At 69.2% G+C, this 21,856-nt stretch carries 21 protein-coding genes; 9 read left to right on the forward strand and 12 right to left on the reverse strand.

Annotation, left to right across the window (positions count from 1 at the left end; translation table 11 throughout):
* Positions 1–181: 181 nt before the first annotated feature.
* From G5S38_RS11995 to G5S38_RS12030, 8 genes are all read right to left on the reverse strand, one after another.
* Complete coding sequence (locus G5S38_RS11995) at positions 182–925, reverse strand: GntR family transcriptional regulator (RefSeq protein WP_235929049.1); 744 nt, start codon at positions 923–925, stop codon at positions 182–184.
* Entirely contained in the window at positions 909–2,573 is a 1,665-nt protein-coding gene (locus G5S38_RS12000; RefSeq protein WP_165068949.1) for a dipeptide ABC transporter ATP-binding protein, read from the reverse strand. The genes G5S38_RS11995 and G5S38_RS12000 overlap by 17 nt, the downstream gene beginning before the upstream one ends.
* Entirely contained in the window at positions 2,557–4,314 is a 1,758-nt protein-coding gene (locus G5S38_RS12005; RefSeq protein ID WP_201276674.1) for a gamma-glutamyltransferase family protein, read from the reverse strand. Before G5S38_RS12005 ends, G5S38_RS12000 begins: the two co-directional genes overlap by 17 nt.
* 64 nt (positions 4,315–4,378) lie before the next feature.
* Complete coding sequence (locus G5S38_RS12010) at positions 4,379–5,272, reverse strand: ABC transporter permease (protein ID WP_165068954.1); 894 nt, start codon at positions 5,270–5,272, stop codon at positions 4,379–4,381.
* The gene (locus tag G5S38_RS12015) at positions 5,272–6,225 is read right to left on the reverse strand and encodes an ABC transporter permease (RefSeq protein ID WP_165068957.1); all 954 of its coding nucleotides are present in this window, start codon (positions 6,223–6,225) and stop codon (positions 5,272–5,274) included. The genes G5S38_RS12010 and G5S38_RS12015 overlap by 1 nt, the downstream gene beginning before the upstream one ends.
* Positions 6,226–6,233: 8 nt before the next feature.
* Positions 6,234–7,844: an ABC transporter substrate-binding protein gene (locus G5S38_RS12020; protein ID WP_235929050.1), complete on the reverse strand. Its 1,611-nt coding sequence runs from the start codon at positions 7,842–7,844 to the stop codon at positions 6,234–6,236.
* Between the two features lie 258 nt (positions 7,845–8,102).
* The gene (locus tag G5S38_RS12025; RefSeq protein ID WP_165068962.1) at positions 8,103–8,405 is read right to left on the reverse strand and encodes a Dabb family protein; all 303 of its coding nucleotides are present in this window, start codon (positions 8,403–8,405) and stop codon (positions 8,103–8,105) included.
* Positions 8,406–8,438: 33 nt separating this feature from the next.
* Positions 8,439–9,365 (reverse strand): aldo/keto reductase, encoded by a 927-nt coding sequence (locus G5S38_RS12030; RefSeq protein ID WP_165068965.1) that lies wholly within the window; start codon positions 9,363–9,365, stop codon positions 8,439–8,441.
* Between the two features lie 497 nt (positions 9,366–9,862).
* On the opposite strand from G5S38_RS12030, the gene G5S38_RS12035 reads away from it, so the two are divergent.
* From G5S38_RS12035 to G5S38_RS12050, 4 genes are all read left to right on the forward strand, one after another.
* A complete protein-coding gene (locus G5S38_RS12035; RefSeq protein ID WP_165068967.1) occupies positions 9,863–10,123 on the forward strand; it encodes a hypothetical protein in 261 nt (86 codons plus the stop codon).
* Positions 10,124–10,164: 41 nt separating this feature from the next.
* The gene (locus G5S38_RS12040) at positions 10,165–10,872 is read left to right on the forward strand and encodes a histidine phosphatase family protein (RefSeq protein WP_165068969.1); all 708 of its coding nucleotides are present in this window, start codon (positions 10,165–10,167) and stop codon (positions 10,870–10,872) included.
* A gap of 9 nt (positions 10,873–10,881) precedes the next feature.
* The gene (locus G5S38_RS12045; protein ID WP_165068971.1) at positions 10,882–11,424 is read left to right on the forward strand and encodes a DUF3090 domain-containing protein; all 543 of its coding nucleotides are present in this window, start codon (positions 10,882–10,884) and stop codon (positions 11,422–11,424) included.
* 82 nt (positions 11,425–11,506) lie between these two features.
* A complete protein-coding gene (locus tag G5S38_RS12050) occupies positions 11,507–12,274 on the forward strand; it encodes an SCO1664 family protein (protein ID WP_165068999.1) in 768 nt (255 codons plus the stop codon).
* A 73-nt stretch (positions 12,275–12,347) separates the two neighbouring features.
* Here the strand turns inward: G5S38_RS12050 and G5S38_RS12055 are convergent, their stop codons facing one another.
* The 3 genes from G5S38_RS12055 to G5S38_RS12065 all read right to left on the reverse strand — a co-directional run bounded on the left by G5S38_RS12055 (position 12,348) and on the right by G5S38_RS12065 (position 16,324).
* Complete coding sequence (locus G5S38_RS12055) at positions 12,348–14,384, reverse strand: vWA domain-containing protein (protein WP_165068973.1); 2,037 nt, start codon at positions 14,382–14,384, stop codon at positions 12,348–12,350.
* On the reverse strand, positions 14,377–15,762 hold the full coding sequence (locus G5S38_RS12060) for a magnesium chelatase (RefSeq protein ID WP_165068975.1): 1,386 nt from the start codon (positions 15,760–15,762) through the stop codon (positions 14,377–14,379). The genes G5S38_RS12055 and G5S38_RS12060 overlap by 8 nt, the downstream gene beginning before the upstream one ends.
* Positions 15,763–15,859: 97 nt before the next feature.
* A complete protein-coding gene (locus G5S38_RS12065) occupies positions 15,860–16,324 on the reverse strand; it encodes a small multi-drug export protein (protein ID WP_165068977.1) in 465 nt (154 codons plus the stop codon).
* Between the two features lie 158 nt (positions 16,325–16,482).
* Between G5S38_RS12065 and G5S38_RS12070 the strand changes: the two genes are divergently transcribed.
* The 3 genes from G5S38_RS12070 (at position 16,483) to G5S38_RS12080 (ending at position 19,735) form a co-directional block, all read left to right on the forward strand.
* Positions 16,483–17,745 (forward strand): sensor histidine kinase, encoded by a 1,263-nt coding sequence (locus tag G5S38_RS12070; RefSeq protein ID WP_165068979.1) that lies wholly within the window; start codon positions 16,483–16,485, stop codon positions 17,743–17,745.
* Positions 17,742–18,371: a response regulator transcription factor gene (locus G5S38_RS12075; RefSeq protein ID WP_165068981.1), complete on the forward strand. Its 630-nt coding sequence runs from the start codon at positions 17,742–17,744 to the stop codon at positions 18,369–18,371. The genes G5S38_RS12070 and G5S38_RS12075 overlap by 4 nt, the downstream gene beginning before the upstream one ends.
* 164 nt (positions 18,372–18,535) lie before the next feature.
* Positions 18,536–19,735: a glycosyltransferase gene (locus G5S38_RS12080; RefSeq protein ID WP_165068984.1), complete on the forward strand. Its 1,200-nt coding sequence runs from the start codon at positions 18,536–18,538 to the stop codon at positions 19,733–19,735.
* 34 nt (positions 19,736–19,769) lie between these two features.
* Here G5S38_RS12080 and G5S38_RS12085 read toward each other — a convergent pair whose 3' ends face one another.
* Positions 19,770–20,336: a TetR/AcrR family transcriptional regulator gene (locus tag G5S38_RS12085; RefSeq protein WP_201276673.1), complete on the reverse strand. Its 567-nt coding sequence runs from the start codon at positions 20,334–20,336 to the stop codon at positions 19,770–19,772.
* A 93-nt stretch (positions 20,337–20,429) separates the two neighbouring features.
* On the opposite strand from G5S38_RS12085, the gene G5S38_RS12090 reads away from it, so the two are divergent.
* Together G5S38_RS12090 and G5S38_RS12095 are read left to right on the forward strand one after the other, a co-directional pair.
* The gene (locus tag G5S38_RS12090) at positions 20,430–20,831 is read left to right on the forward strand and encodes a DUF1304 domain-containing protein (RefSeq protein ID WP_165068986.1); all 402 of its coding nucleotides are present in this window, start codon (positions 20,430–20,432) and stop codon (positions 20,829–20,831) included.
* A gap of 39 nt (positions 20,832–20,870) precedes the next feature.
* Positions 20,871–21,848, forward strand: a complete 978-nt coding sequence (locus G5S38_RS12095; protein WP_165068988.1) for a zinc-binding dehydrogenase — start codon at positions 20,871–20,873, stop codon at positions 21,846–21,848.
* Positions 21,849–21,856: the final 8 nt, after the last annotated feature.

Genomic DNA, 21,856 nt, shown 5'->3' on the forward strand with positions numbered 1-21,856 from the left:
GGGGGCGCAGGAGCGGCGGGGGGGCGGCGCTCCCGGGGCGCCCGCGCCCGGGGGGGGGCGGGGGGGGGGGCGCCGTGCCGCCGACACTCGCCACACACCGGGTAATGCGCCGCCGCACGCCGGGAACCGCGCCGCCGCACACCGGGTGCCCGCACGCCCCGGGCGCCGCGCGAACCCCGCCTCACCGCACCGCGCGGGCGATCGCCTCGTTGACCTCGGGCTCCGACGACGGGGTCGGGTCGTCTGAGCGGCTGAGGTAGCCGATGCGCGACTGCCGCACGTGCCACCGCATCAGCTCGCCCGCGCGGTCGACGTCGCCGGCATCGATGGCCGACAGGATGACGCGGTGCTCTGGCCACAGCTTCTTGCCGCGCGACTCCATGTCCGACGCGTACAGCCACTCGATCTTGCCCGACAGCTGCCGCAGCAGCACCCCGAGCGACGGACTCCCGCTGAGGTCGGCGATGCCGAGGTGGAACCGGTTGTTGAGGTCGACCAGCGGGTCGAGGTCGTCACGCTCCACGGCCGCGTCGCCGTCGTCGAGGATGGCCGCGAGGATGCGGCGGATGCGCCACCACTCGTCGGGCGGGGGCGCGTCTGCGCTGAAGTGCGCCGCGGCCCTCGCCGCCGCGCGCCGCGCGGTCGCGACCTCGAGGGCCTCCCGCACCGCGAACAGGTCGTCGGCGTCGTCGACCGGGATGGCGGCGACGCTCGACCCCACGTTGGCCCGGGATTCCACGAACCCCTCGGCCTCGAGGGCGTGGAGCGCCTCGCGCACCGGCACCCTGGAGACCCCGTGCGTCTTCGACAGCGACGCCTCGGTCACCCGGGTGCCCGGTTGCAGCACGCCGGAGATGATGTCGCGGCGGATGGCATCCTGCACGCTGACCTTCGACACCCGGTCGAGCTCAGCGTGCAAAGGCACCGCCGGGGATGGCGCCGAGGAGATCGCGGGTGTATTCCGCGGCCGGACGGGCGAAGACGTCATCGACGCTCCCGTTCTCGACGATCTTTCCTTGTTTCATGACAATGACACTATTCGCGATCTGCCGCACGACTGCAAGGTCGTGGGTGATGAACAAATAGCTGATGCCGAGGCGCTTCTGCAGCGAATCGAGCAACTCGAGGATCTGGTCCTGCACGAGCACGTCGAGCGCCGAGACGGCCTCGTCGCAGATCAGCAGCTCCGGGTCGAGTGCCAGCGCCCTGGCGATCGCGACGCGCTGCCGCTGGCCGCCCGAGAGCTCGTTGGGCCGGCGCTGGGCGATGCTCCGGGGCAGCGCGACCTGGTCGAGCAGTTCGCCGACGCGCGTGCGGCGGGATGCGCGGTCGCCGACCCCGAAGATGCGCAGCGGCTCGTCGACGAGCCGCTCGATGCTGTACGTCGGGTCGAGCGAGCCGTACGGGTCCTGGAACACCGGCTGCACCTTGCGGCGCAGTGCCGCCCGCTCGGCGCCGCGGCTCGCGGTGATGGTCTGCCCGTCAATGCTCGCGTGTCCACTGGTGACGCTCTCGAGCCCGAGCACGATGCGCGCGACGGTGGTCTTGCCCGACCCTGATTCGCCGACGATCGCGGTGGTGGTGCCGCGGGGCACGGAGAACGAGACGTCGTCGACCGCCCGGAGGATGCTGCCGCGCTGGCCGCGCAGCGTGAATTCCTTCACCAAATTCTCGACGACGAGGATCGGCTCGTTGAGGATCTTGTCGGCAACCCCGAGCTCGGCGGCGGTCGGGCGCGCCGCGACCGTGGTGGCGGTCGGTGCGGCGGCAACGAGCCGGCGGGTGTACTCATGCTGCGGGTTGAGCAGGATCTCGGCCGGCGTTCCGGTCTCGACGATGTCGCCGTCGAGCATCACGATGATGCGGTCGGTGCGGTCGGCGGCCACACCCAGGTCGTGGGTGATGAACAGCAGCGACGTACCGTGCGAGACCACGAGGGTCTGCAGGTGGTTGAGGATCTGCCGCTGCACCGTCACGTCGAGCGCCGACGTCGGTTCATCGGCGATGAGCAACTCGGGTTCCCGCGACATCGCGATGGCGATCAGCACGCGCTGCCGCATCCCGCCCGAGAACTCGTGCGGGAACTGGGTGGAGCGGCGCGCGGCATCCGGAATCCCCGCCTCGGTCATCAACTCGACGACCCGCTGGGTGATGGCCGCCTTGCCGGTCATGCCGTGCGCGACGAGGCCGTCGGCGATCTGTGCGCCGACCTTCATCGACGGGTTCAGATTGGATGCGGGATCCTGCGGCACCAGTCCGATCCGGCTTCCGCGGACGCTGCGCATGTGCTTCTCGCCCGCGGTGGCAAGGTCGTCATCGCCGAGCATGATCGATCCACCCGAGATGCGGCCCGAGCCGGGCAGCAGTCGCAGGATCGCGCCGATGATCGTCGACTTTCCCGATCCGGACTGGCCGACGATCGCGACGCGCTCTCCCGGTCGCACGTCGAAGCTGACCTTGTGCAGCACCGGCTGGTCGGCGTCGCCGAAGGTGACTTCGAGGTCGCGTACCGACAGCAGCGGCGCGGTGGGGATGGTCGTGGTGTGGTTCCTGACGTCAGCGTCCAGCGGCATAGCCCTGCGCTCCTCGTGAGTTGGCGGCGGCGGAGAGCACGCCGGTGTCTGGATCGTGCGAGACGGATGACAGGCGCCCGAGCGACCAGTCGCCCGCCCGGGTGACGCGGTGCCCGCGCTTCTCGAGCTCTGCGATCACGTCGTCGCCGAGACGGTCCTCGACGACGGCGCCGCCGGGGGTCCAGGTGCGCGGCCAGAACGATCCGGCGAACGAGGTGGTGTGGAAGGCGGGTGCGTCGATCGCCTCCTGCGGGGTGTAGCCGCCGACGATGGTGCGCAGCAGGTAGAGCAGCTGCCACTGGTCCTGTTGGTCGCCGCCCGGTGATCCGACCGCGGTCACCGGCACGCCGTCGTCGAGCACGATGGTCGGCGTGAGCGTGGTGCGCGGGCGCTTTCCCGCGACGAGGCTCGACGAGGAGCCGGCCTCGAGCCAGCTCATCTGCAGGCGTGAGCCGAGGCAGAACCCGAGCTCGGGGATGGTGGGCGACGACTGCAGCCAGCCGCCAGACGGCGTCGCGGAGACCATGTTGCCCCAGCGGTCGACGACGTCGATGTGGCAGGTGTCTCCGCGCATGTCGCCGGTCGCGGAGACGGTGGGCTCGCCGACGCCGGCTGGCCCGTCATCGTCGTCGCCGAGCGCGGGCGGCAGGTATTCGGTGCGCAGCGTCGGCAGGAACGGCTGGTACCCGGGCACCGAGCCCGGCCGCACCTCGTGCGATGCGGTGTCGGCGATGAGCGCGCGCCGCTCTGCGGCGTAGGAGGGCGAGAGCAGGTAGTCCATGGGAACGTCGCCGTCGCCGTAGTACGCCTCCCGGTCGGCCATCGCGAGTTTCTCGGCCTCGAGGATGGTGTGCGCGCCGAGCGCGGTCGACGGGTCGAGGCGTTCGTCGTCGAATCCCTCGAGGATCGACAGCATCTGGAGCAGCACCGGCCCCTGGCCCCACGGCCCGGTCTTCGCGATGGTCTTGCCGCGGAAGGTGGCGGTGAGCGCAGGTTCGTAGCTCGCGCTGAATGCGGCCATGTCGTCGGCGGTGATGATGCCGACGTGGTCTGTGCCCGACGAGTGGCGGTGTTCCGTGGTCATGAAGTCGACGACCGCCTCGGCGACGAACCCGGTGCTCCACGCCGCGCGGGCGGCGTCGATGCGGTCCTCGCGGGTGGCGGCGGCCCCGTCGTGTCCCGCCGCGACGAGCCGGTCGAGGGTCGCCGCGTGCGCCTCGTTGGTGACGACCTCGCCGCCGACGGGGATGCGGCCTCCCGGCATCCACCTGTCCTTCGATGTCGGCCAGTGCACCTCGAACAGTGTCGCGACGGTCTCGATGGTGCGGCAGACGCGGTCGAGCACCGGATATCCGCCGCGGGCGTAGCCGATGGCGAACTCGAGCACTGCGTCGAGTTCCCAGGTGCCGTGGTCGCGCAGCAGCATGAGCCACGCGTCGACCGCGCCGGGCACTGCGGCGGCGAGGGCGCCCGACCCGGGGACGAGCTCGAGGCCCTCCCCTTCGAAGTACTCGATGGTCGCGGCGAGCGGCGCCGGCCCCTGCCCCATGAGTACCGTCGGCTCGGATGGCGCGTCGGCGGTGACGAACACCCCGGTCATGTCTCCGCCCGGGCCGTTGAGGTGCGGTTCGACGACGTGCAGCACGAATGCGGCGGCGGTGGCGGCGTCGAACGCGTTGCCGCCGCGCTCGAGCACGGCCTGCGCGCTGGCGGTGGCGAGCCAGTGCGTGCTCGCGGTCATGCCGAACGTGCCCTGCAGGTCGGGGCGGGTGAGGTGGAGTGGAGCCGGAGTGAAGGGCACGGGGTTACTTTCGCGTCGTGTTGGTCGGGTCGAGGGCATCGCGCAGCGCGTCACCGAAGAGGTGGAACCCCAGGCAGATCACGGCGATGGCGATGCCGGGAAAGATCGCGGCGGTAGGAGAGCGTGTCACGTACTGCTGGGCGTCCGAGAGCATGATGCCGAGGCTCGAGGCCGGCGGCTGGATGCCGAGCCCGAGGAACGACAGCAGGGCCTCGCCGATCACGGCGACCGGCATGATGACCGTCGCCTGCACGATGATGGCCGACATGCAGTTGGGCAGCACGTGCCTGAAGATGATGCGCAGGCCGCTGGCGTTCATCGTCGTTGCGCTCATCACGAAGTCGGTCTCCTTGATGCGCAGCGTCTCGCCGCGCACCACCCGGATCATCGTCGGAATCTGCGCGACCCCGAGCGCGATCGCCGCGTTGCTCAGGCTCGGCCCGCTGATGGCGGCGAGCGCCACCGCGATGATGAGGAACGGAAAGGCGAGGGTCACGTCGGTCAGGCGCGAGATGATGCCGTCGAGCCACCGCCAGTAGCCGGCGAGCAGCCCCAGCGGGGTACCGACGACGACGGCGAGGAGCACCGACAGCACTCCGACCTGCAGCGACACCTGGATGCCGTAGACCATGCGCGAGAAGATGTCGCGGCCGAGGTCGTCGGTGCCGAGGATGTAGCCGACGGTGCCCGGCGCCTGGAAGGTCCCGTCGAAGTGCACCTCCGACGGTCCGTACGGGGCGATGACCGGGGCGAGCAGCCCGGTGAGCACGACGACGAGCAGCATGATGCCGCCGGTGAGGCCGAGCGGGTTGTGCCGGAGCGAATTCCAGAGGCGTCCGCGCGCGGAGCCGAGGCTCGCGGCGGAGCTGTCGACGGGAGGCGTTTCGATAGTGGTCATCAGTTGCTTCCTCCAACCCGGATCTTCGGGTTGATGACGGAGTACAGGATGTCGACGGCGAGGTTGATGAGGATGTATCCCACCGTGATGATGAGCACCACGGCCTGGATGACCGGGTAGTCGCGGGTGAACACCGAGTCCAGGGTCAGCTTGCCGAAGCCGGGGAGCGCGAAGATGCGCTCGGTGACCACGGCACCGGAGATCAGGCCGCCGAGCTGGAGCCCGACGATGGTGACGACGACGATGAGCGAGTTGCGCAGTCCGTACCGGAAGAGAACCGTGCCGCGGCCCAGGCCCTTGGCTCGGGCGGTGCGCACGTAGTCCATCTTCATGGTCTCGATCATCGACGCCCTGGTCTGCCGCATGATGACCGCGGCGAGGCCGGTGCCGAGGATGAACGCCGGCAGGGTGAGGCTGTGGATGCCGGCAATCGGGTTCTCTTCGATGGGCACGTATCCCGACGCGGGGAACCACCCGAGCCCCACCGCGAGGTAGAGGATGGCGAGGATGCCCAGCCAGAAATTGGGTACGGAGAGGCCGATCAGCGCGAAGGCGTTGGCGATCCACTCCGGCCACTTGCCGCGGAACCGCTCGGCGATGACGCCGAGCAGCACGCCGACCACGATGGCGACGATCAGCGCGTAGGCCGACAACCACAGGGTGACCGGCAGCGTCGACGCGATGAGGTCGGTGACGGCGGTGCCGGTGCGGGTGGATTCGCCGAGGTCGCCCCGCAGCATGTTGCCGATGAAGGAGAAGTACTGGGTGACGATCGACTCGTCGAGGCCGAGTTGGGTGCGGATCTCGGCGAGGCGTTCCGGGGAGGCCTCCTCACCCGCCATGGCGAGTGCCGGGTCTCCCGGCAGCTGGCGCACGCCGATGAACACGACGAGCGACGCCAGGATCAGGGTGATGGCGGACTGCCACAGGCGGGTGAGGAGGTAACGAGTCATCTCGGAGGTCAGCCCGCCTCGACGAATGCCGCGTTCGACAGGTGCACGACGCCGTCGGCGAAGGTCTCCACCCCGGCGACGTCACTGGTGTGCGCGGTGAGGCTGCGCACCCGGTACAGGTAGATGATCGGGTTCTCCTCCTGCACGATCTCCATGACCTGGCCGTAGAGCTCGGCGCGCTCGTCGGAGTCGTTGATCGACGATGCCTCGTTCAGCAGGTCGTCGACCTCGGGGTTGCTGTACCCGGAATAGTTGTTGCCGCCCCCGGTGGAGAGGAAGTTGAACATGTTGCCGTGCGGGTCGACGCGGCCGGACCAGCCGAGCTGCAGCGACTCGAAGTCACCCTGGGTCTGCACGTCGAGCAGCGTCGAATACTCGACCGGCGAGATGGTGAGTTCGAATCCGCCCTCGGCGACCTGGGCCTGCAGCGCCTGCGCGAAGCGCAGCGTGTCTGGATTGTTGGTGACCTCCATCTCGATGGGGAACGGCGTGGTCACGCCAGCCTCCTCGAGCATCTGGAGCGACGCCTCGGGGTCGTACTCCGGGCAGGCCTCGCTCGCCTCGGAGCTGTATGGGCTGTCTGGCGAGATCGGCGAGCAGGCTGCGGAATACCAGTTGCTGAACACCGACTCGACGAGCGCCTCGCGGTCGACGGACATCGACAGTGCCTGGCGCACGGTGGCCTCGGTGGCGAGCGGGGTGTCGATCAGCTCGGGTGGCGTTCCGACGCCGTTGACGTTGCCGACGTTGATGGTCACGGCCTGGTAGCCGAGCGACCCGACCTGCAGCACCTCGATTCCCTCGGACTCGGAGAGCGCACCGATGTCCTGGGTCGAGATGGAGTCGGCCACCTGCACGTCGCCGGACTGCAGGTTCGCCGAGCGGATGCTGGAGTCGGTGATGATGCGGTAGGTGATGGTGTCGAGGTGCACGTTCTCGGCGTCGTAGTAGAGCGGGTCGCGCTCGACCGTGATCGAGGTCTGCGGCACGCGCTCGACGAACTTGAACGCGCCGACGCACACCGGGCTGTCGCCGAAGGCGTCGCCCTTCTCGGCGAGGGCCTGCGGGGAGAGGATCATGCCGGCGCGGTCGGCGAGGGCTGCGGTCAGCGGCGCGAACGGCTCGGAGTAGGTGATCTCGACGGTGCTGGAGTCGACGGCCTCGATGTTCTCGATCGGTCCGAGCTCGCTCCGGCGGGAGGACCCTTCGAGGGTGAGCCCGCGGTCGATGGTCTGGGCGACGGCAGCGGCATCCAGATCGGAGCCGTCGGCGAAGACGATGCCCTCGCGCACCGGGATGGTCACGGTGAGGCCGTCGTCGGAGATCTCGGGCAGCGCCTCGGCCAGCATGGGCACGATTTCGCCGTCGGCGTCGATGTCGTAGAGCTTCTCGCACATGGTCTGCATGACGTAGCGCGTGTAGAGCGACGAGGAGGTCGTGGGGTCGAGGCGGTCGGGCTCGGCAGACAGTGCCATGACGAGATCGCCGCCCTCGACGATGGTCTGGTCGCCGATGGGCGTCGACGTGACGTCCTCGCCCTGCGGGCTCTCGTCGACGGTCTGTACCTGCTGGCAGCCGGCGACGCCGAGCGCGAGGCCCAGGGCGAGGATCGGAACCAAGGCTTTGCGTGCAGTGAAACTGGACTTCTGCGCCCTGAAGCGCGAGTGCGATGGGGACATACGAATCTCTCGGTCGGTAAGTCAGGGGACTGTGGAGATTGAATACAATCACTCGCGACTTACCGGCCTTGTATACAACTCGTTACGACCGTGTAAAACCTCCCCGTTCGGGTGACATTCGGGGCAATTCGTGGTGCGGGCGCGACGATGCGCCCCACTTCTGGGGCGCATCGCGCGGTGTGCTGCTCTGTCGTCGCGTTACGCCGCGATGTCGAAGACGAGCACGTTCTCGGCGTTCGCGCCGATCAGGTCGGCCAGCTCCACGTGCACGGGGTGCGGCAGGTAGGCGTCCCGGGCGTCGGCGCTCTCGAAACGCACGATGAAGCCGTATTCGAAGCCGCGCTCGAGCTGCTCGGGGCTCGCGCTCACGCCTTCGACGACCGAGACGATGCCGGGGATGCCCGCGGGGAACGCGAGCAGCTGTCGCGCGATCTCGCTTCTCGCGTCGGGCGTGGCCGCCTGGCTCCACTGCACGAGCACGACGTGGCTGATTTCGGTCATGGGTCTACTCCTGTTTCGATGGTGGTCGCTCGGTTATGGCAGTTCGTACCCGGCGGCACGGAACAGCCGATACCACTCCTCGCGGGTGAGGGGCAGGTCGGCGCCGAGCGCGCTGGCCTGCACGCGCGCGAGCTTCGTGGTGCCGAGCACGACCTGCATGCGCGCCGGGTGGCGGGTGATCCATGCCGTGGCGATGGCCTCCGCCGGCACGTCGTACTGGCGGGCGAGTTCGTCGATCACGTCGTTGAGCTCTGCGTGGTGTTCGCGGTCGCCGAGGAACACGCCGTTGAAGAACCCGCGCTGGAACGGCGACCAGGCCTGCAGGGTCATGCCGTGCAGGCGGCTGTAGTCGAGGATGCCGGTGTCGCGCACGACCGACTGGTCGAGGCCTGCCATGTTCGCGGCGATGCCCTGCGCGATCATCGGCGCGTGGGTGATGCTCAGCTGCACCTGGTTGATGATCAGCGGCTGATTCACGTGCTTCTTAAGCAGGTCGACCTGCCCCGGGGTGTGGTTCGACACCCCGAAGTGGCGCACCTTGCCCGCGGCGTGCAGCTCGTCGAACGCCGCGGCGACCTCTTCGGGCTCGACGAGGGTGTCGGGGCGGTGCAGCAGCAGCACGTCGAGGTGCTCGAGTTGCAGCGCGGCGAGCGACTCGTCGACGGTGGTGAGGATGTGCTCGCGGGAGAAGTCCCAGAACCCCTCGCGCAGCCCGACCTTCGACTGGATGACCACGTCCTCGCGCTCGGACGGCGTGAACGACACCGCCTCGCCGAACCTCTCCTCGCAACGGTGCCGCGTTCCGCCATAGACGTCGGCATGGTCAAAGTAGTTGATCCCCGCGTCCAGCGCGCCGGCCACGAGGTCGCGGATGTCGGCGGTCTCCATGTCGGTGATGCGCATGAGCCCGAGGATGATGCGCGACTCGGTGAGGTCGTCGTGCGATGTGGTGTCTGTCATGAGGTGTCCCATCTGGTGTCACCGGGCGCGGCCCGGGGTCGTCGTCGACTCTGCCCAGACTACGTCCGTCCATGGCGGGCACCCGAGCGGTCGATGGTGGGCATGGATGCGCCTGCCGCACGTTCTTTCGCGAAACTGTTGCGCCCTCAACGATCCCGCCACTACGGTGATGCCTACGCCAGAAACGAAAGGAGCCCGCGTGTTTATTTCAACGAACGTCCCATCCCGTTCCACCGCCGGCTTCGTCGGCGTCGTCACCGCCTGACCCGGCTGCAGTCATCCACCGGTCCAGTCGGTGGTGACGCTCTCGAAGCCCGATCGGCTCGCTCCGTCTCGGATGCGCCCGGTTTTTCACCCCGCCACGTGACGCTCCTCTAGCGTCACTCGCCGCGTTCGCGGCGTCTCGCCGCTATCCAGCGGCCCTCCCCGTTATTCGGCGACCCCGCCGGCGCTTCGTCGCGCCCGAACGGTTGCCGGGCACCCTCGTAAGGACCACCATGAACACCGAGCTGGCCAGAGCGCCGGAACGTACCGACCACCCACCCCAACCCGACAGGCGCCCCGCCGAGCGCCGCACCGGCCCCCTCGATCGCGCGGCGCTGCACCTCGGCGTCGCCCTCATCCGCTGGGGGCGTCGCCCCACCCGGCGAGAACTGCAGCGCAGGCATGCCGCTTCGACCGTGGTTCGCGACGCGACCATGAAGCGGGAACAGCTCCGTGACCAGGCGAGGGCCATGGACATGACCCGTTTGCGCTGAACCGGCCGTGCCGCACGGAATCGCTGTCTAGGCTTACGCCAATGGCTACTGTGATTCTCGTGCGGCACGGTCGCACCACCGCCAACGCGTCCGGCGTGCTCGCCGGGCGCACCGCCGGCGTCAGGCTCGACGGCGTCGGCCGCGCCCAGGCAGCCCGCACCGCCGAACGGCTCAGCGTGGTTCCCCTCGCCGCGGTGGTCTCCAGCCCGCTGGAGCGCTGCCGCCAGACCGCCCGTGCCATCCTCGAGCGCCAGGACGGCACTCCCCCGGCTCCCACCGAACGCGGCATCACCGAGTGCGACTACGGCGACTGGCAGGGCCGCACGCTCACCGACCTCGCCAAGGAACCGCTGTGGGCAACGGTGCAGAGCCAGCCGTCGGCCGTCGTCTTTCCGGGCGGCGAGTCGATGGCCGCCATGCAGGCGAGGTCGGTCTCCGCCATCAGGAGACTGGATGCCGCGATCGAGGCGCAGCACGGCGCGGCCGCGGTCTGGGTCGCGGTGAGCCACGGCGACATCATCAAGTCGATACTCGCCGACGCTCTCGGTATGCACCTCGACCTGTTTCAGCGCATCTCGGTGAGCCCGGCATCCGTCTCCATAATCCGCTACGGCGCCCACCGACCCGACGTGATCGCCACCAACACCGACTCCGGCGACCTGTCGTGGATGCGCCAGGTCGCCCCCGCCGGCGACGCCCCGGTCGGCGGCGGCGCTGGCACGCAGGCTCCCCCACCACCACGCTCGTAAGGTAAAGACATGCCACCCATCGTTCACGAACTGATCTGGCCCGACCGGGTCGTCGTCGGCACCGTCGGCAGCCCCGGGTCGCGCACGTTTTACCTGCAGGCACGCAACGGAGCGCGCGTCGTGAGCTTCGCGCTCGAGAAGGAGCAGTCCGCCCTGCTCGCCGAGAAGATCGACGAGATCCTCGACGAACTGATGGTGCACGACGGCAACCCGTTCAGCGTTCCCGCGTCGACCCCGGTCGAACTGGTCGACAACGACCCGCTCGAGCAGCCGGTGGAGGAGCAGTTCCGCGCCGGCACGATGAGCCTCGGCTGGGACGCCACCACCGCCCAGGTCGTGATCGAGGCGTTCCCGCTGGTTCTCGACGAGGACCCGGATGCCGCCGAGGCGGAGCCCGACGAGATGATGCTGCTGCGCATCCCGGTCGGCACCGCCCGCGCGTTCGCCAAGCGCACCCGCGAGATCGTCGGCGCCGGTCGCCCGCTCTGCCCGTTCTGCGCGACGCCGATGGATCCAGACGGCCACACCTGCGAGCTGCCGGGCGGCTTCTGACATGAGCGAGGCGCCCGTGGCGGACGACGGCGTCGAGGGCGTCGACGCTGGCGCGGACCTGGGCCCGGGTGCCGACGGGGACATCGATGCCGCATTGCTCGGCAGCGGTGATATCGAGCTCGCGGGGCGTATCGCCTCGGCATCCAATGGCACTTTTCTCGGCAGCATCGGCGACACCTACGTCGTATACAAGCCCATCGCCGGCGAGAAGCCGCTCTGGGACTTTCCCGACGGCAACCTGGCCCACCGCGAGGTCGCCGCGTACCTCGTCTCGGAAACGCTCGGCTGGAACGTCGTGCCGCGCACCTGGCTGCGCGACGGTCCGCTCGGCGAGGGCATGGTGCAGTTCTGGCAGGAGCCGGATGCCGAGCAGGCCACCGTCGACCTGGTCGCCGAGAGCGCCGTGCCGGCGACCGGGTGGCGGCACGTCTTCGACGGCACCGACGACTACAACAACGCCGTGTCGCTCATCCACGAAGACAGCGCGGCCCTGCGCCGCATGGCGGTGTTCGACGCGATCGCCAACAACGCCGACCGCAAGGGCGCGCACATCCTGCCGATGCCCGACGGGCACCGCTTCGGCGTCGACCACGGGCTCACCTTCCACGCCGAGCACAAGCTGCGCACGGTGCTCTGGGGGTGGATCGGCGACGAGCTGGATGCCGCCGAGCTCGCGGGCATCGAAACGGTGCGTACCGCCCTCGACACCGACCTGGGCGACGCATTGGCCCCGCTGCTCACCCCCCGCGAGCTTGCCGCACTCGCTGCGAGGTGTGAACGGATGTTGCGGCAGAAGCGGTTCCCGGCGCCCCGTGGCGACATGCCCGCGGTGCCGTGGCCGCTGTTCTGAGCCGCCCGGGCCCGCCGCACGCCGACTGAGCGACCGGGTCGCGCCCGCCCGGGCCCGCCGCACGCAGCCCGGGTCAGATGCCGAACACGTCTCCGTTCGATCCGCCGTCCGCACGCCGCGACCCGAGATAGGCGCCCACCACCGCCGCTCCGAGGTCGTCGACCTCCGGGGCGACGACGCTGCCGCCGACCCGGTGCGCCATCGAGTCGATGAAGCGGGCGAGCCCCGGGTCGTCTCCCAGGCGAAAGAACGTGGTGTGCGCGCCGAGGCGTGCCGAGTTCTCGAGCTCGCGCACGGAGTATGCGATGGTGATGGGCGCGGGCGGGTAGTCGAAGTAGACCTCGCCGCTGGCCTCGAGGTGCGAGGTCGGCTCGCCGTCGGTGACGATCAGCAGCACCGGCTGCGCGCCAGGGTGCTTACGGAAGTGCCGGTTCGCGAGCAGCAGGGCATGGTGCAGGTTGGTACCCTTCTCGTACTTCTCCTCGAGCCCCACGAGGTTCTCGATATCCATGACCTTGGCAGAGCGTCCGAAGCCGATGAGCTGGAGGTCGTCACCGCGGAACCGGCTGGTCACCAGGGTGTGCAGGGCGAGCGCGGTGCGCTTCATCGGCACCCACCGCCCGTCCATCGCCATCGAGAACGACGTATCGACCAGCAGGGCGACGCAGGCCTGCGTACGGGCCTCGGTCTCCTGCACCTCGACGTCGCCGATCTCGATGCGCACGCCAGCGCCTGGCCCCGTGCCAGCTCCAGTCCGCGCGCCCTTCCCGGCCTCCCTGGTGATCGCGTTGGTGATGGTGCGGGTCACGTCCCACGGCTCGGTGTCGCCGAACGCCCATTCCCTCGTCGCGCCAGACCGCTCCCCCGCGGCGCCGGCCTGGCGCAGTTCGCGGGCGCCCTGCCGACCGGAGAGCTTCTCGGCGACGTCGCGCAGCAGGGCCTTGCCGAGCTGACGCATCGCCTTGGGGGTCAGCTTGAGCTGGCCGTCGGAGCCGCGCTTGGTCGTTCCGGAGTCGCGCAGCGCCTTGTCGAGCTGCTGGAGCGTGCGGGCGTCGACGGTGGCCTCATCGCCGAGCTGGCGGGAGAGCGTGTCGAGGTCGAGGTCGTCGAGCCGGGAACCGTCGTACGACTGCGACAGCTGTTCCGACAGCGCGTCGAGGTCGGCGAGGTCCTGGAACACGCCCGTGCCGTCGCCGAGGCCGAGGCCGTCCTGCCCCTCCATGCGCTCGGATCCACCCCAGTCCTCCCCTGGCCGCAGCGATTGCAGGGTGCCGTCGAGCTGGGCCAGCGACTCCATGAGCTCGGGCGACCCGAAGGCCTGCTGCGCGAGGGCGTCGAGCTCGTCGCGCTGTTCCTGGGTCATCGAGTTGCGCATGCGCTGGGCCGCGGCTGCGCGTTCGGCGAGCGCGTCGAGCAGCTCGTCGATGTTCTCGGGGCCCTCGGGAAAGTACTCTCCGTGCTTTGCCATGAAGTCGTCGAACTGTTCAGGGGTGTCCTCGCCCCGCTGGTGGGACGCGAGCAGGTCGTTGAGGTCGTTCAGCATCTCGGTGATGGCCGCGCGATCGGCGTCGGTCGCATTCTCCAGCGCGTTCTTCATGCCAGCGAAGCGCTGGTCGAGCATCTCGCGACCGAGCAGGTCCTTGATTTTCTCGAAGTCCGCGCGGGCCTCGGGGCTCTGCCACTGGTACGACCCCAGCTCGTTGACCGCCGCGGCCGGCGATGCCGGCAGGTTGTCGAGCTGCATCTCGGCGAGGGCGCGGTCGCCGTCGTCCATGGCGGTGTCGCGCGCGAGCTGTCCCCGCTCGGCGAGCACCGCCTTGTCGAGCAGCTCCTTGACCTCCTGCAGCGTGCCGTCGAGGTTGTGCTTCTTCGTCAGTTCGCGGCGGCGTTCGGCGACCCGCCTGGCGAGGTCGTCGAGGCCCGCCTGGTTCTTTCCCCCGCGGCGCAGGAACTCGCGCATGGCCTGCTCTGGCGAGTACCCGGCCATCACGTCGTCACCGATGGCGTCGAGCGCCTCGGCGATGTCGACGGGAGGGGCGAGCGGGTCCGGCCCACCGTCGTACCTGCCGTAGCGCAGGGCGCGGGTGAGCCTGCGGTTGGCCCTAGCCATAGATCGTCTCGCCCCCGCCGCTCTCCTTGCTGACCCGGCGTGAGAGGTAGAGACCCTCGAGCGCGAGCTCGATCGCCCCGGCGCGTTGGCCGTCACTGGTCGCGCCGAGCCGGGCGCTCACCTCGTCGTACAGTTCGGATTCGCCCAGGGCCGGCAGGCCGGTGAGGAAGTCGCGGGCAGTGACCTGCTCCCCCGTGGTGACCATCACCCCGTTCTCGATCGCCTCGACGAGCACGGTGAAGTCGACGCCGCGATAGTGCTCGCGCACCGTCTCGGCGGTGGCGACGCGAAGCAGGTGGTCGAAGATCTCGTCTTCGCGGCCCTCTTCGCCCGATTCGAACTCGATCTTGCCGCCGAGCACCTCGACCGCGGTCTCGAGGTCGACCGGGCGAGCGACGGCCTCGCCCTCCTTCTGGCGGGTGGCCCGGTGAAGGGCGGCGGCCGCGATGGTCTCCGCACCCGCGATGGCAAACCTGGCGCTGACTCCGCTGCGCTGGTCGACCGCACTCGAGGCGCGCAGCGCGCGGGTGAAACGCGCCAGTATCTCGATCAGGTAGTCCGGGACCTCGGCGACGAGGTCGGCTTCCTGGCGGATGACGGCGATCTCGGCATCCAATTCGGTCGGATAGTGGGTGCGGATCTCGGCACCGAACCGGTCCTTGAGCGGCGTGATGATGCGACCGCGGTTGGTGTAGTCCTCGGGATTCGCGCTGGCGACGACGAGCACATCGAGCGGCAGGCGCACGACGTAGCCGCGAATCTGGATGTCGCGCTCCTCCATCACGTTGAGCATGGCGACCTGGATGCGCTCGGCGAGGTCGGGCAGCTCGTTGATGGCGACGATGCCGCGGTGTCCGCGCGGGATGAGGCCGAAGTGGATGGTCTCGACATCGCCCAGGCTGCGACCCTCGGCGACCTTCATCGGGTCGACGTCGCCGATGAGGTCGGCGACGCTCGTGTCGGGGGTGGCCAGCTTCTCGACGTAGCGCTCCTCGCGCGGTCGCCAGCTCACCGGCAGGTCGTCACCGAGCTCCGCGGCACGGCGCTGGCTCTCGGCGGTGATCGGCTCGAGCGGGTGCTCGCCCAGCTCGGAGCCGGCGATCACGGGCGACCACTCGTCGAGCAGCCCGGCGAGGGTGCGCAGCAGGCGCGTCTTGCCCTGGCCGCGCTCGCCCAGCAGCACGATGTCATGGCCAGCGATGAGCGCCCGCTCGAGCTGCGGAATGACGGTGGACTCGAAGCCGTGCAGTCCCGGCCACGGGTCGCGGCCCTCACCGAGGGCCGACAGCAGGTTGTCGCGAATCTCCGCGCGCAGGCTTTTCAGTTCGTATCCGGCTGAGCGCAGCTCGCCGACCGTGGCAATGGTGGGACGGTTCATTGCGTCAGGCTACGCCTGCCCGGTGGCGTTCGAGAGCGGTGATTCGGATGCTTCTCCCAGCGCCCACCGCACGGCAAAACCGTCCACCGGCGCAGGACTACTCGACGAGTGACACCCCGAGCGCGGCGAGCACACCGAAGGCGACGCCCCAGATGATGATCGAGATGGTCTGCCACAGAATGACGGCGTCCTTCGATGCCCCGAACGAGACCATCGCCGCCGACGTGATCTGGCTCGGCAGTACGGTCTGACCGAGCAGGCTCACCCCGGCGACACCGTAGCGGTCGAAGCGCCGGCGGAGCTTCTCGCGACGGGGGGTCAACTCTTTCGGCTTCGCGACTCTCGTGCGTACCCGGTGTGCGCTGAGTACGAAGATGATCATCGAGATCACGTTGCCGACGATGGCCGCCACGATCGCGATGACCGGGTTGAGGCCCGCGATGATGCCGATGACGGAACCGCCGTAGGACTCCACGAAGGGGATGGCGGAGACCAGGAGCACGCCGAGCCATTGCAGCAGCGGGGGGAGTCCGGAGGTGAAGTCCTGCAGGGATTCGATCACGAGGTGCCTTTCGTCGGGGTGCGCGGCTGAGGTGCGCCGGTCGTGCTGACACCAGTCTTGCGGGCCCGATTCACGCCCAAAAGTGTGCAGTAGTCACGGCATCACGGGTGCTTTCGACCGGCCAACCGTGACAAATGTCATGGGCATACTGTGGGGGCATGCCCAGCGTCGTCACGTCTCCCGGTGCGCCATCGGGGTCACATCGTGAGCCCGGGCGCGGTGTGCACGCGACCTGGCTGTACACACTGGGCGCCGTCGTGTTCGTCTACGTTCTGCTCGATGCCGTGGTGCTGCTCGCGGCGACGGCATCACTGGCGTCGCCGCCGCGGGCGGCGCCGGTCATCCTGGTCGGCGCGATCATCGTCGCGAGTGCCCTGCAGGTTCGCTACTGCTGGTTCCTCACGGTGGGACGCGGTGGCGGCCTGCCCGCGCCAGCCTGGACCGGCGCCACCGTCGCCACCGCCGCGGCCGTCTGGGGTCTCGGCCTGTTCATTCCCGGCATGGGCCTGTTCACTGCCATTCCGCTGTGGATGGCCGTCAACCTCGTCGCTGCACTCCTACAGACCGGTCCGCGGCGGCTGGTGCTCGTCGCCGGCGTGATCGTCACGGCGCTGCATCCATTGCTCGCAGCGGCCGTGCTCGAGCGGCCGTTCGCCATCGCCGATTACGCCGGCGTGTGGCTGCTCATCTTCTATGTGATGTTGCTGCCGGCGTTCGTGTTGAGCAGCCTGTGGTGGTGGGACATCGTCGTGACCCTCGACCGGCACCGCGCCGTCGCCGCCGAGCTCGCCGTCGCCCAGGAGCGCCTCCGCTTCGCCTCCGACCTGCACGACATCCAGGGCCACCACCTGCAGGTCATCGCCCTGAAGACCGAACTCGCCGAGCGCCTCATGTCGACCGACCCCGAGGCCGCGCGGGAGCACGTGCGGGCGAGCCGACTGATCGCGAAACAGGCCATGGAGGAGACCCGGTCGCTCATCGCCGGATACCGCCACATCGGGCTCGACCAGGAACTCGAGAATGCCAGGGAGGTACTCGCCGCAGCTGGCGCGGAGTGCGACCTGCGCGTCGGTGCGCTTCCCGCCGGCACCGATGAGCAGCGCGTGCTCGCGCTCGTGGTGCGCGAGGCGACGACGAACATCCTGCGGCACAGCGAAGCCACCCGGGTGTGGATCCAGCTCGACGTCGCCGGTCAGACCGGCGCCGGCGACTCGAGCGGCGACGTGACGACCATGCTGATCGGCAACAACGGTCTCGCCCCGGCGGATTCCCCTGCCCCGCGCGGTGACGGCAGCGGGCTCGCGGGCCTCCGCGGTCGGCTCTCGGCCGTGGGCGGCAGCCTCGAAACGGCAGTGGATGCCGCAGCCGACAGCTTCGAGCTGCGGGTGCGCGTGCACGCACCGGTGGGTGCGCAGGCATGAGCGACGGGCAGGCAGCGGGCCGCAGCATCCGTCTGCTGGTCGCCGACGACGAGCACCTCATTCGCGGGGCCCTGTGCGCGCTGCTCGGGCTCGAGCCCGACATCGAGGTCGTCGCCGACGTCGACAACGGCCTCGCTGCAATCGAGCGCGCCATCGAGACCCGGCCAGACGTGTGCCTGCTCGACCTCGAGATGCCAGGAGCCGATGGGGTCGAGGCGGCCACGCGTATCCTCGCGACGGTGGCGACCCGAGTGATCATCGTCACCCGGCATTCCCGTCCCGGGGTGCTGCGGCGAGCGCTCGCGGCCAGGGTCGCGGGATTCGTGCCGAAGTCCACCCCCGCGGATGAGCTGGCGAACGTGATTCGCGACGTCGCTGCGGGCCGGCGTTACATCGACCAGGAGATCGCCGCCACCGCGCTCACCGCCGAGCGCTGCCCGCTGACCGATCGCGAGCTCGACGCCCTGCGCATCAGTCAGTCCACCCGCAGCGTGCAGGAGATCGCCGACCACCTGCACCTCGCACCCGGTACGGTGCGCAATCACCTGTCGTCGGCGATGACCAAGTTGGATGCCGCCTCCCGCCACGAAGCGGCCGAGATCGCGTGGCAGCAGGGCTGGATCTAGCGCGAGGCGCGCCCCATCGGCGACGTACTCCCCCGCACGGCACCCCTCCACAGTCGCCGTTCACCCAGCGCTCCAGCGCCGAACATCCCCCGTTCACCTTGCTGTGGGGAGATGTCTCACCCGGGCCAACGGGTTGCGCACCACCGACACCGAGAGGTGCTGACATGTCCCACCCCATTCGCGTGCTTTCCCTGTACGAGGGCTTCTTCGCCGGGGGTGCGCGCATCCTGCACACCGACGTCATCGTGGGGCTGCACGGACGAGAACAGCAGCACAGCGTGCTCTCGCTCACCTCCGAGGCACGGCGCGAGGGCACCGTGCAGCGCATGCAGGACGACCCGCGTTACCAGCGCCTCGCCGACGCGGGCGTTCCCATCCATTCGCTCGCGCGGGAAGCGGGCGCGACGCCGCCCGAGCGGCACGACTTCACCGACGCCGAGCTGCAGTTCGTCGCCGGCCTGGTCGCCGACGCCGACGTCGTGGTGTGCCTCAAGGAGCAGCCCCTCGGTGTGCTGCTCGCGCTGCGCGACCGCGGCATGATGCCCGACGTTCCGGTGATCGTGTGCCTGCACCGTTCCGACCCGACGCACTCCGGTGCTGCCCTGTCGTGGCTGGTCGAGGCATCGCAGACCGGGCTCGTCACCTCGACGATCTCGTGCGCCGAATCCACCCGTGACGCGTACCTCGCGGCGGGCGTCGAGCCGGCCGAGCAGCGGGTCGTGGCCAACGGCATCGATACGCAGCGGTTCACCCCGGGGTCGTCACGGCAGCTTCGACGCACCCGGCGGGCCCTCGGCATCCACAAGTCCGCTCCCGTCGTCGTGTTCGCCGCCCGGTTCGATGCGATGAAGGACCCCGGGTTGTTCCTGCGGGCGGTCGCGGAGCACAGCGCACGGCGCGACGACACCCACTACGTGATGTGCGGGGCGGGAATGACGTGGGAGAACGACGCCTTTCGCTACCTCGTCGAGGCGAGCGGCATCACCGACCCGTCGCGGCTGCACCCGCTCGGCATTCGCAACGACATGCCCCGCATCTACCAGGTCGCCGACATCGTGGCCCTGACCAGTGCCTTCGGCGAGGCGTCTCCGCTGTGTCTGCTCGAGGGAGCCGCGTGTGGCGCGACCCCGGTGACGACCGATGTGGGGGATGCCGCGCGGGCGACCGACGGCATCGGGCTCGTCACCGCGCACGACGCTGCGCAGATCGCCGCCGCGTGGGACCTCGCGCTCAGCCAGCGCCCGATGATGCGCCGGGCCTCGCTGTCGGCGCGTCCGCACTTCGGGCGCGAGCGCATGGTCGCGCAGTACCGTTCCGCGATCGCGTCGGCACGGGCAACAGCCACGATCACGGCACCGTCCTGACCGCGGTCCCATACCGGTAGCGCGGATCGGCGATCTAGCCGCGGCTCACGACGCCGAGCGCTGCGTCGATCATGCCGGCCGCTGCGAGACGATCGTTTCGGACGATGGCCATCGCCGCGAAGATGAGCCCGGTGCAGGTCGTCACCGTAGTTTCGTGCGCCGCGGAGTCGAGTTCCGGCCGGGCGGCAGTCACTCCTGAGGCGATCGCCGCGCGCAGGTCGGCGCAATACCGGGAGATCACCGTCTGCAGCGCCGCTTCATGACCGAGTGCGGAACCGTTGGCATTCAACAGCAGGCATCCGTTCGTCGACAGCGCCGTCGACTCGTCGAGCATGGCGCGCTGCAGACCGAGGAGATAGCCCTCGAGCGCGCCGGGCTCAACCCGAGGCGACATCAGGGGGGCGAGCCTCGGGCGGACCACATCGTCGAGATAGGAATCGACCACCGCATCGAAGAGTCCGCGTTTACTGTCGAAATGGTGGTAGATGCTCGATCGGTTGAGCCCGGTGGCCGCTTCGAGGTCGGGCACGGCCGTCGCTTCATAGCCACGATCCCAGAACACCTGTCGCGCCGACCGAACGACGTCGGCCTCGTCGAACAACCGTGATCGTCCCATTCCCGCGCTCCCTGCATTCGGTTGTGTACCGGTCATTCCAGTATATAGTGAAATGACCATTTCAATTGGAGGGCCATCGTGATCGTCGTTTCGTTCGTCTTCGCGGGCCTCGCTGCCGCCCTCCACGTCTACGTCTTCTGGATGGAATCCCTCGCCTGGAGTGGCCGCGCCGCGCGAAGAACTTTCGGGCCTGCCACGCCCGCCGAGGTGCAGGCGACGTCGGCACTCGCCTTCAACCAGGGCTTCTACAACCTCTTCCTCGCCATCATCACGGCCGCCGGCATTGTCGTCACCGCGACGAGTGCAACCGCCGTCGCCTCAGCTGTCGGGCTGACCCTCCTACTCGCCGGCACGGCATCGATGCTCGCCGCCGCGACCGTTCTGTTCGTCGCCTTCGCCGATAAGAGGTCGGCGGCGATTCGCCAGGGCGTCTTCCCTCTCATCGCCGTCGCAACCGCGATCATCGCCATCATCGCCTGATCAACCCCACCCCACCACCCCAACGAAAGTCGAGGCACCATGCGCGCCGTCATCCATCACGAATTCGGTGAGCCCACCGAGGTACTCACCGTCGAGAACGTTGCTACCCCCGAGCCGGGCGATGGCGAAGTGCGCGTGCGCACCCTGCTCAGCCCGATCCACAACCATGACCTCTGGACGATCCGCGGCACCTACGGGTTCACGCCAGAGCTCCCCGCCCGCGCCGGAACCGAAGCCGTCGGCATCGTCGATGCGCTCGGCGCCGGAGTCGACAGTCTCCAGGTCGGGCAGCGCGTCGCGACCGGGGGCACCTTCGGCGTCTGGGCGGAGTTCTTCGTCGCGAAGGCCGCCGGCCTCATTCCCGTGCCCGACGGCATCAGCGACGAGGTCGCAGCCCAACTCGTGTCGATGCCGCTCAGCGCGATCGGCCTCCTCGATTCGCTCGATCTCGCGCCGGGCGACTGGATCGTGCAGAACACCGCCAACGGTGCTGTCGGCCGTCTCGTTGCGCAGCTCGGTAGGGCCCGTGGCATCAACGTGGTCGGACTCGTGCGCCGCGCGGACGGTATCGAGGAGATGCGCAGACAGGGCATCGGCAGCATCGTCGCGACCGACACCGAGGGATGGGCCGACAGGGTCGCCGCGATCACCTCGGGTGCACCCATCGTGGCGGGCGTCGACTCAGTCGGTGGAGCGGCCGCGGGCGACATCGCCTCGCTCCTCGCCGAGAACGGTTCCCTCGTCATCTTCGGTGCTATGGGTTCCCCCACGCTGCAGATCCCGTCGGGGCAGATCATCTTCAAGAACATCGCCGTCACTGGGTTCTGGGGCAGCAGAGTAATGGGCGCGATGAGCTCGGAAAAGCGCACGGGCCTCTTGCGCGAGCTCGTCACACGTATCGGGGAGGGCTCGCTCACCCTTCCGGTCGAGGCGACCTTCGATTTCGACGAGGCCAGGGCGGCGAGCGCGGCGAACTTCACCGCAGGTCGCGCGGGAAAGATCCTCCTGCGCCCGTGAGCTGTATC

The sequence above is a fragment of the Marisediminicola senii genome (assembly GCF_011057645.1).
Lineage (GTDB): Bacteria > Actinomycetota > Actinomycetes > Actinomycetales > Microbacteriaceae > Marisediminicola > Marisediminicola senii.

What these genes read in the sequence shown, in the direction of transcription:
- G5S38_RS12030 (WP_165068965.1), bottom strand. Translation starts at nt 9,365, where the DNA reads ATGACAGACACCACATCGCACGACGACCTCACCGAGTCGCGCATCATC.
- G5S38_RS12025 (WP_165068962.1), bottom strand. Translation starts at nt 8,405, where the DNA reads ATGACCGAAATCAGCCACGTCGTGCTCGTGCAGTGGAGCCAGGCGGCC.
- G5S38_RS12070 (WP_165068979.1), top strand. Translation starts at nt 16,483, where the DNA reads ATGCCCAGCGTCGTCACGTCTCCCGGTGCGCCATCGGGGTCACATCGT.
- G5S38_RS12040 (WP_165068969.1), top strand. Translation starts at nt 10,165, where the DNA reads ATGGCTACTGTGATTCTCGTGCGGCACGGTCGCACCACCGCCAACGCG.
- G5S38_RS12075 (WP_165068981.1), top strand. Translation starts at nt 17,742, where the DNA reads ATGAGCGACGGGCAGGCAGCGGGCCGCAGCATCCGTCTGCTGGTCGCC.
- G5S38_RS12035 (WP_165068967.1), top strand. Translation starts at nt 9,863, where the DNA reads ATGAACACCGAGCTGGCCAGAGCGCCGGAACGTACCGACCACCCACCC.
- G5S38_RS12060 (WP_165068975.1), bottom strand. Translation starts at nt 15,762, where the DNA reads ATGAACCGTCCCACCATTGCCACGGTCGGCGAGCTGCGCTCAGCCGGA.
- G5S38_RS12000 (WP_165068949.1), bottom strand. Translation starts at nt 2,573, where the DNA reads ATGCCGCTGGACGCTGACGTCAGGAACCACACCACGACCATCCCCACC.
- G5S38_RS12015 (WP_165068957.1), bottom strand. Translation starts at nt 6,225, where the DNA reads ATGACTCGTTACCTCCTCACCCGCCTGTGGCAGTCCGCCATCACCCTG.
- G5S38_RS12055 (WP_165068973.1), bottom strand. Translation starts at nt 14,384, where the DNA reads ATGGCTAGGGCCAACCGCAGGCTCACCCGCGCCCTGCGCTACGGCAGG.
- G5S38_RS12080 (WP_165068984.1), top strand. Translation starts at nt 18,536, where the DNA reads ATGTCCCACCCCATTCGCGTGCTTTCCCTGTACGAGGGCTTCTTCGCC.
- G5S38_RS12010 (WP_165068954.1), bottom strand. Translation starts at nt 5,272, where the DNA reads ATGACCACTATCGAAACGCCTCCCGTCGACAGCTCCGCCGCGAGCCTC.
- G5S38_RS12045 (WP_165068971.1), top strand. Translation starts at nt 10,882, where the DNA reads ATGCCACCCATCGTTCACGAACTGATCTGGCCCGACCGGGTCGTCGTC.
- G5S38_RS12005 (WP_201276674.1), bottom strand. Translation starts at nt 4,314, where the DNA reads ATGACCGCGAGCACGCACTGGCTCGCCACCGCCAGCGCGCAGGCCGTG.
- G5S38_RS12095 (WP_165068988.1), top strand. Translation starts at nt 20,871, where the DNA reads ATGCGCGCCGTCATCCATCACGAATTCGGTGAGCCCACCGAGGTACTC.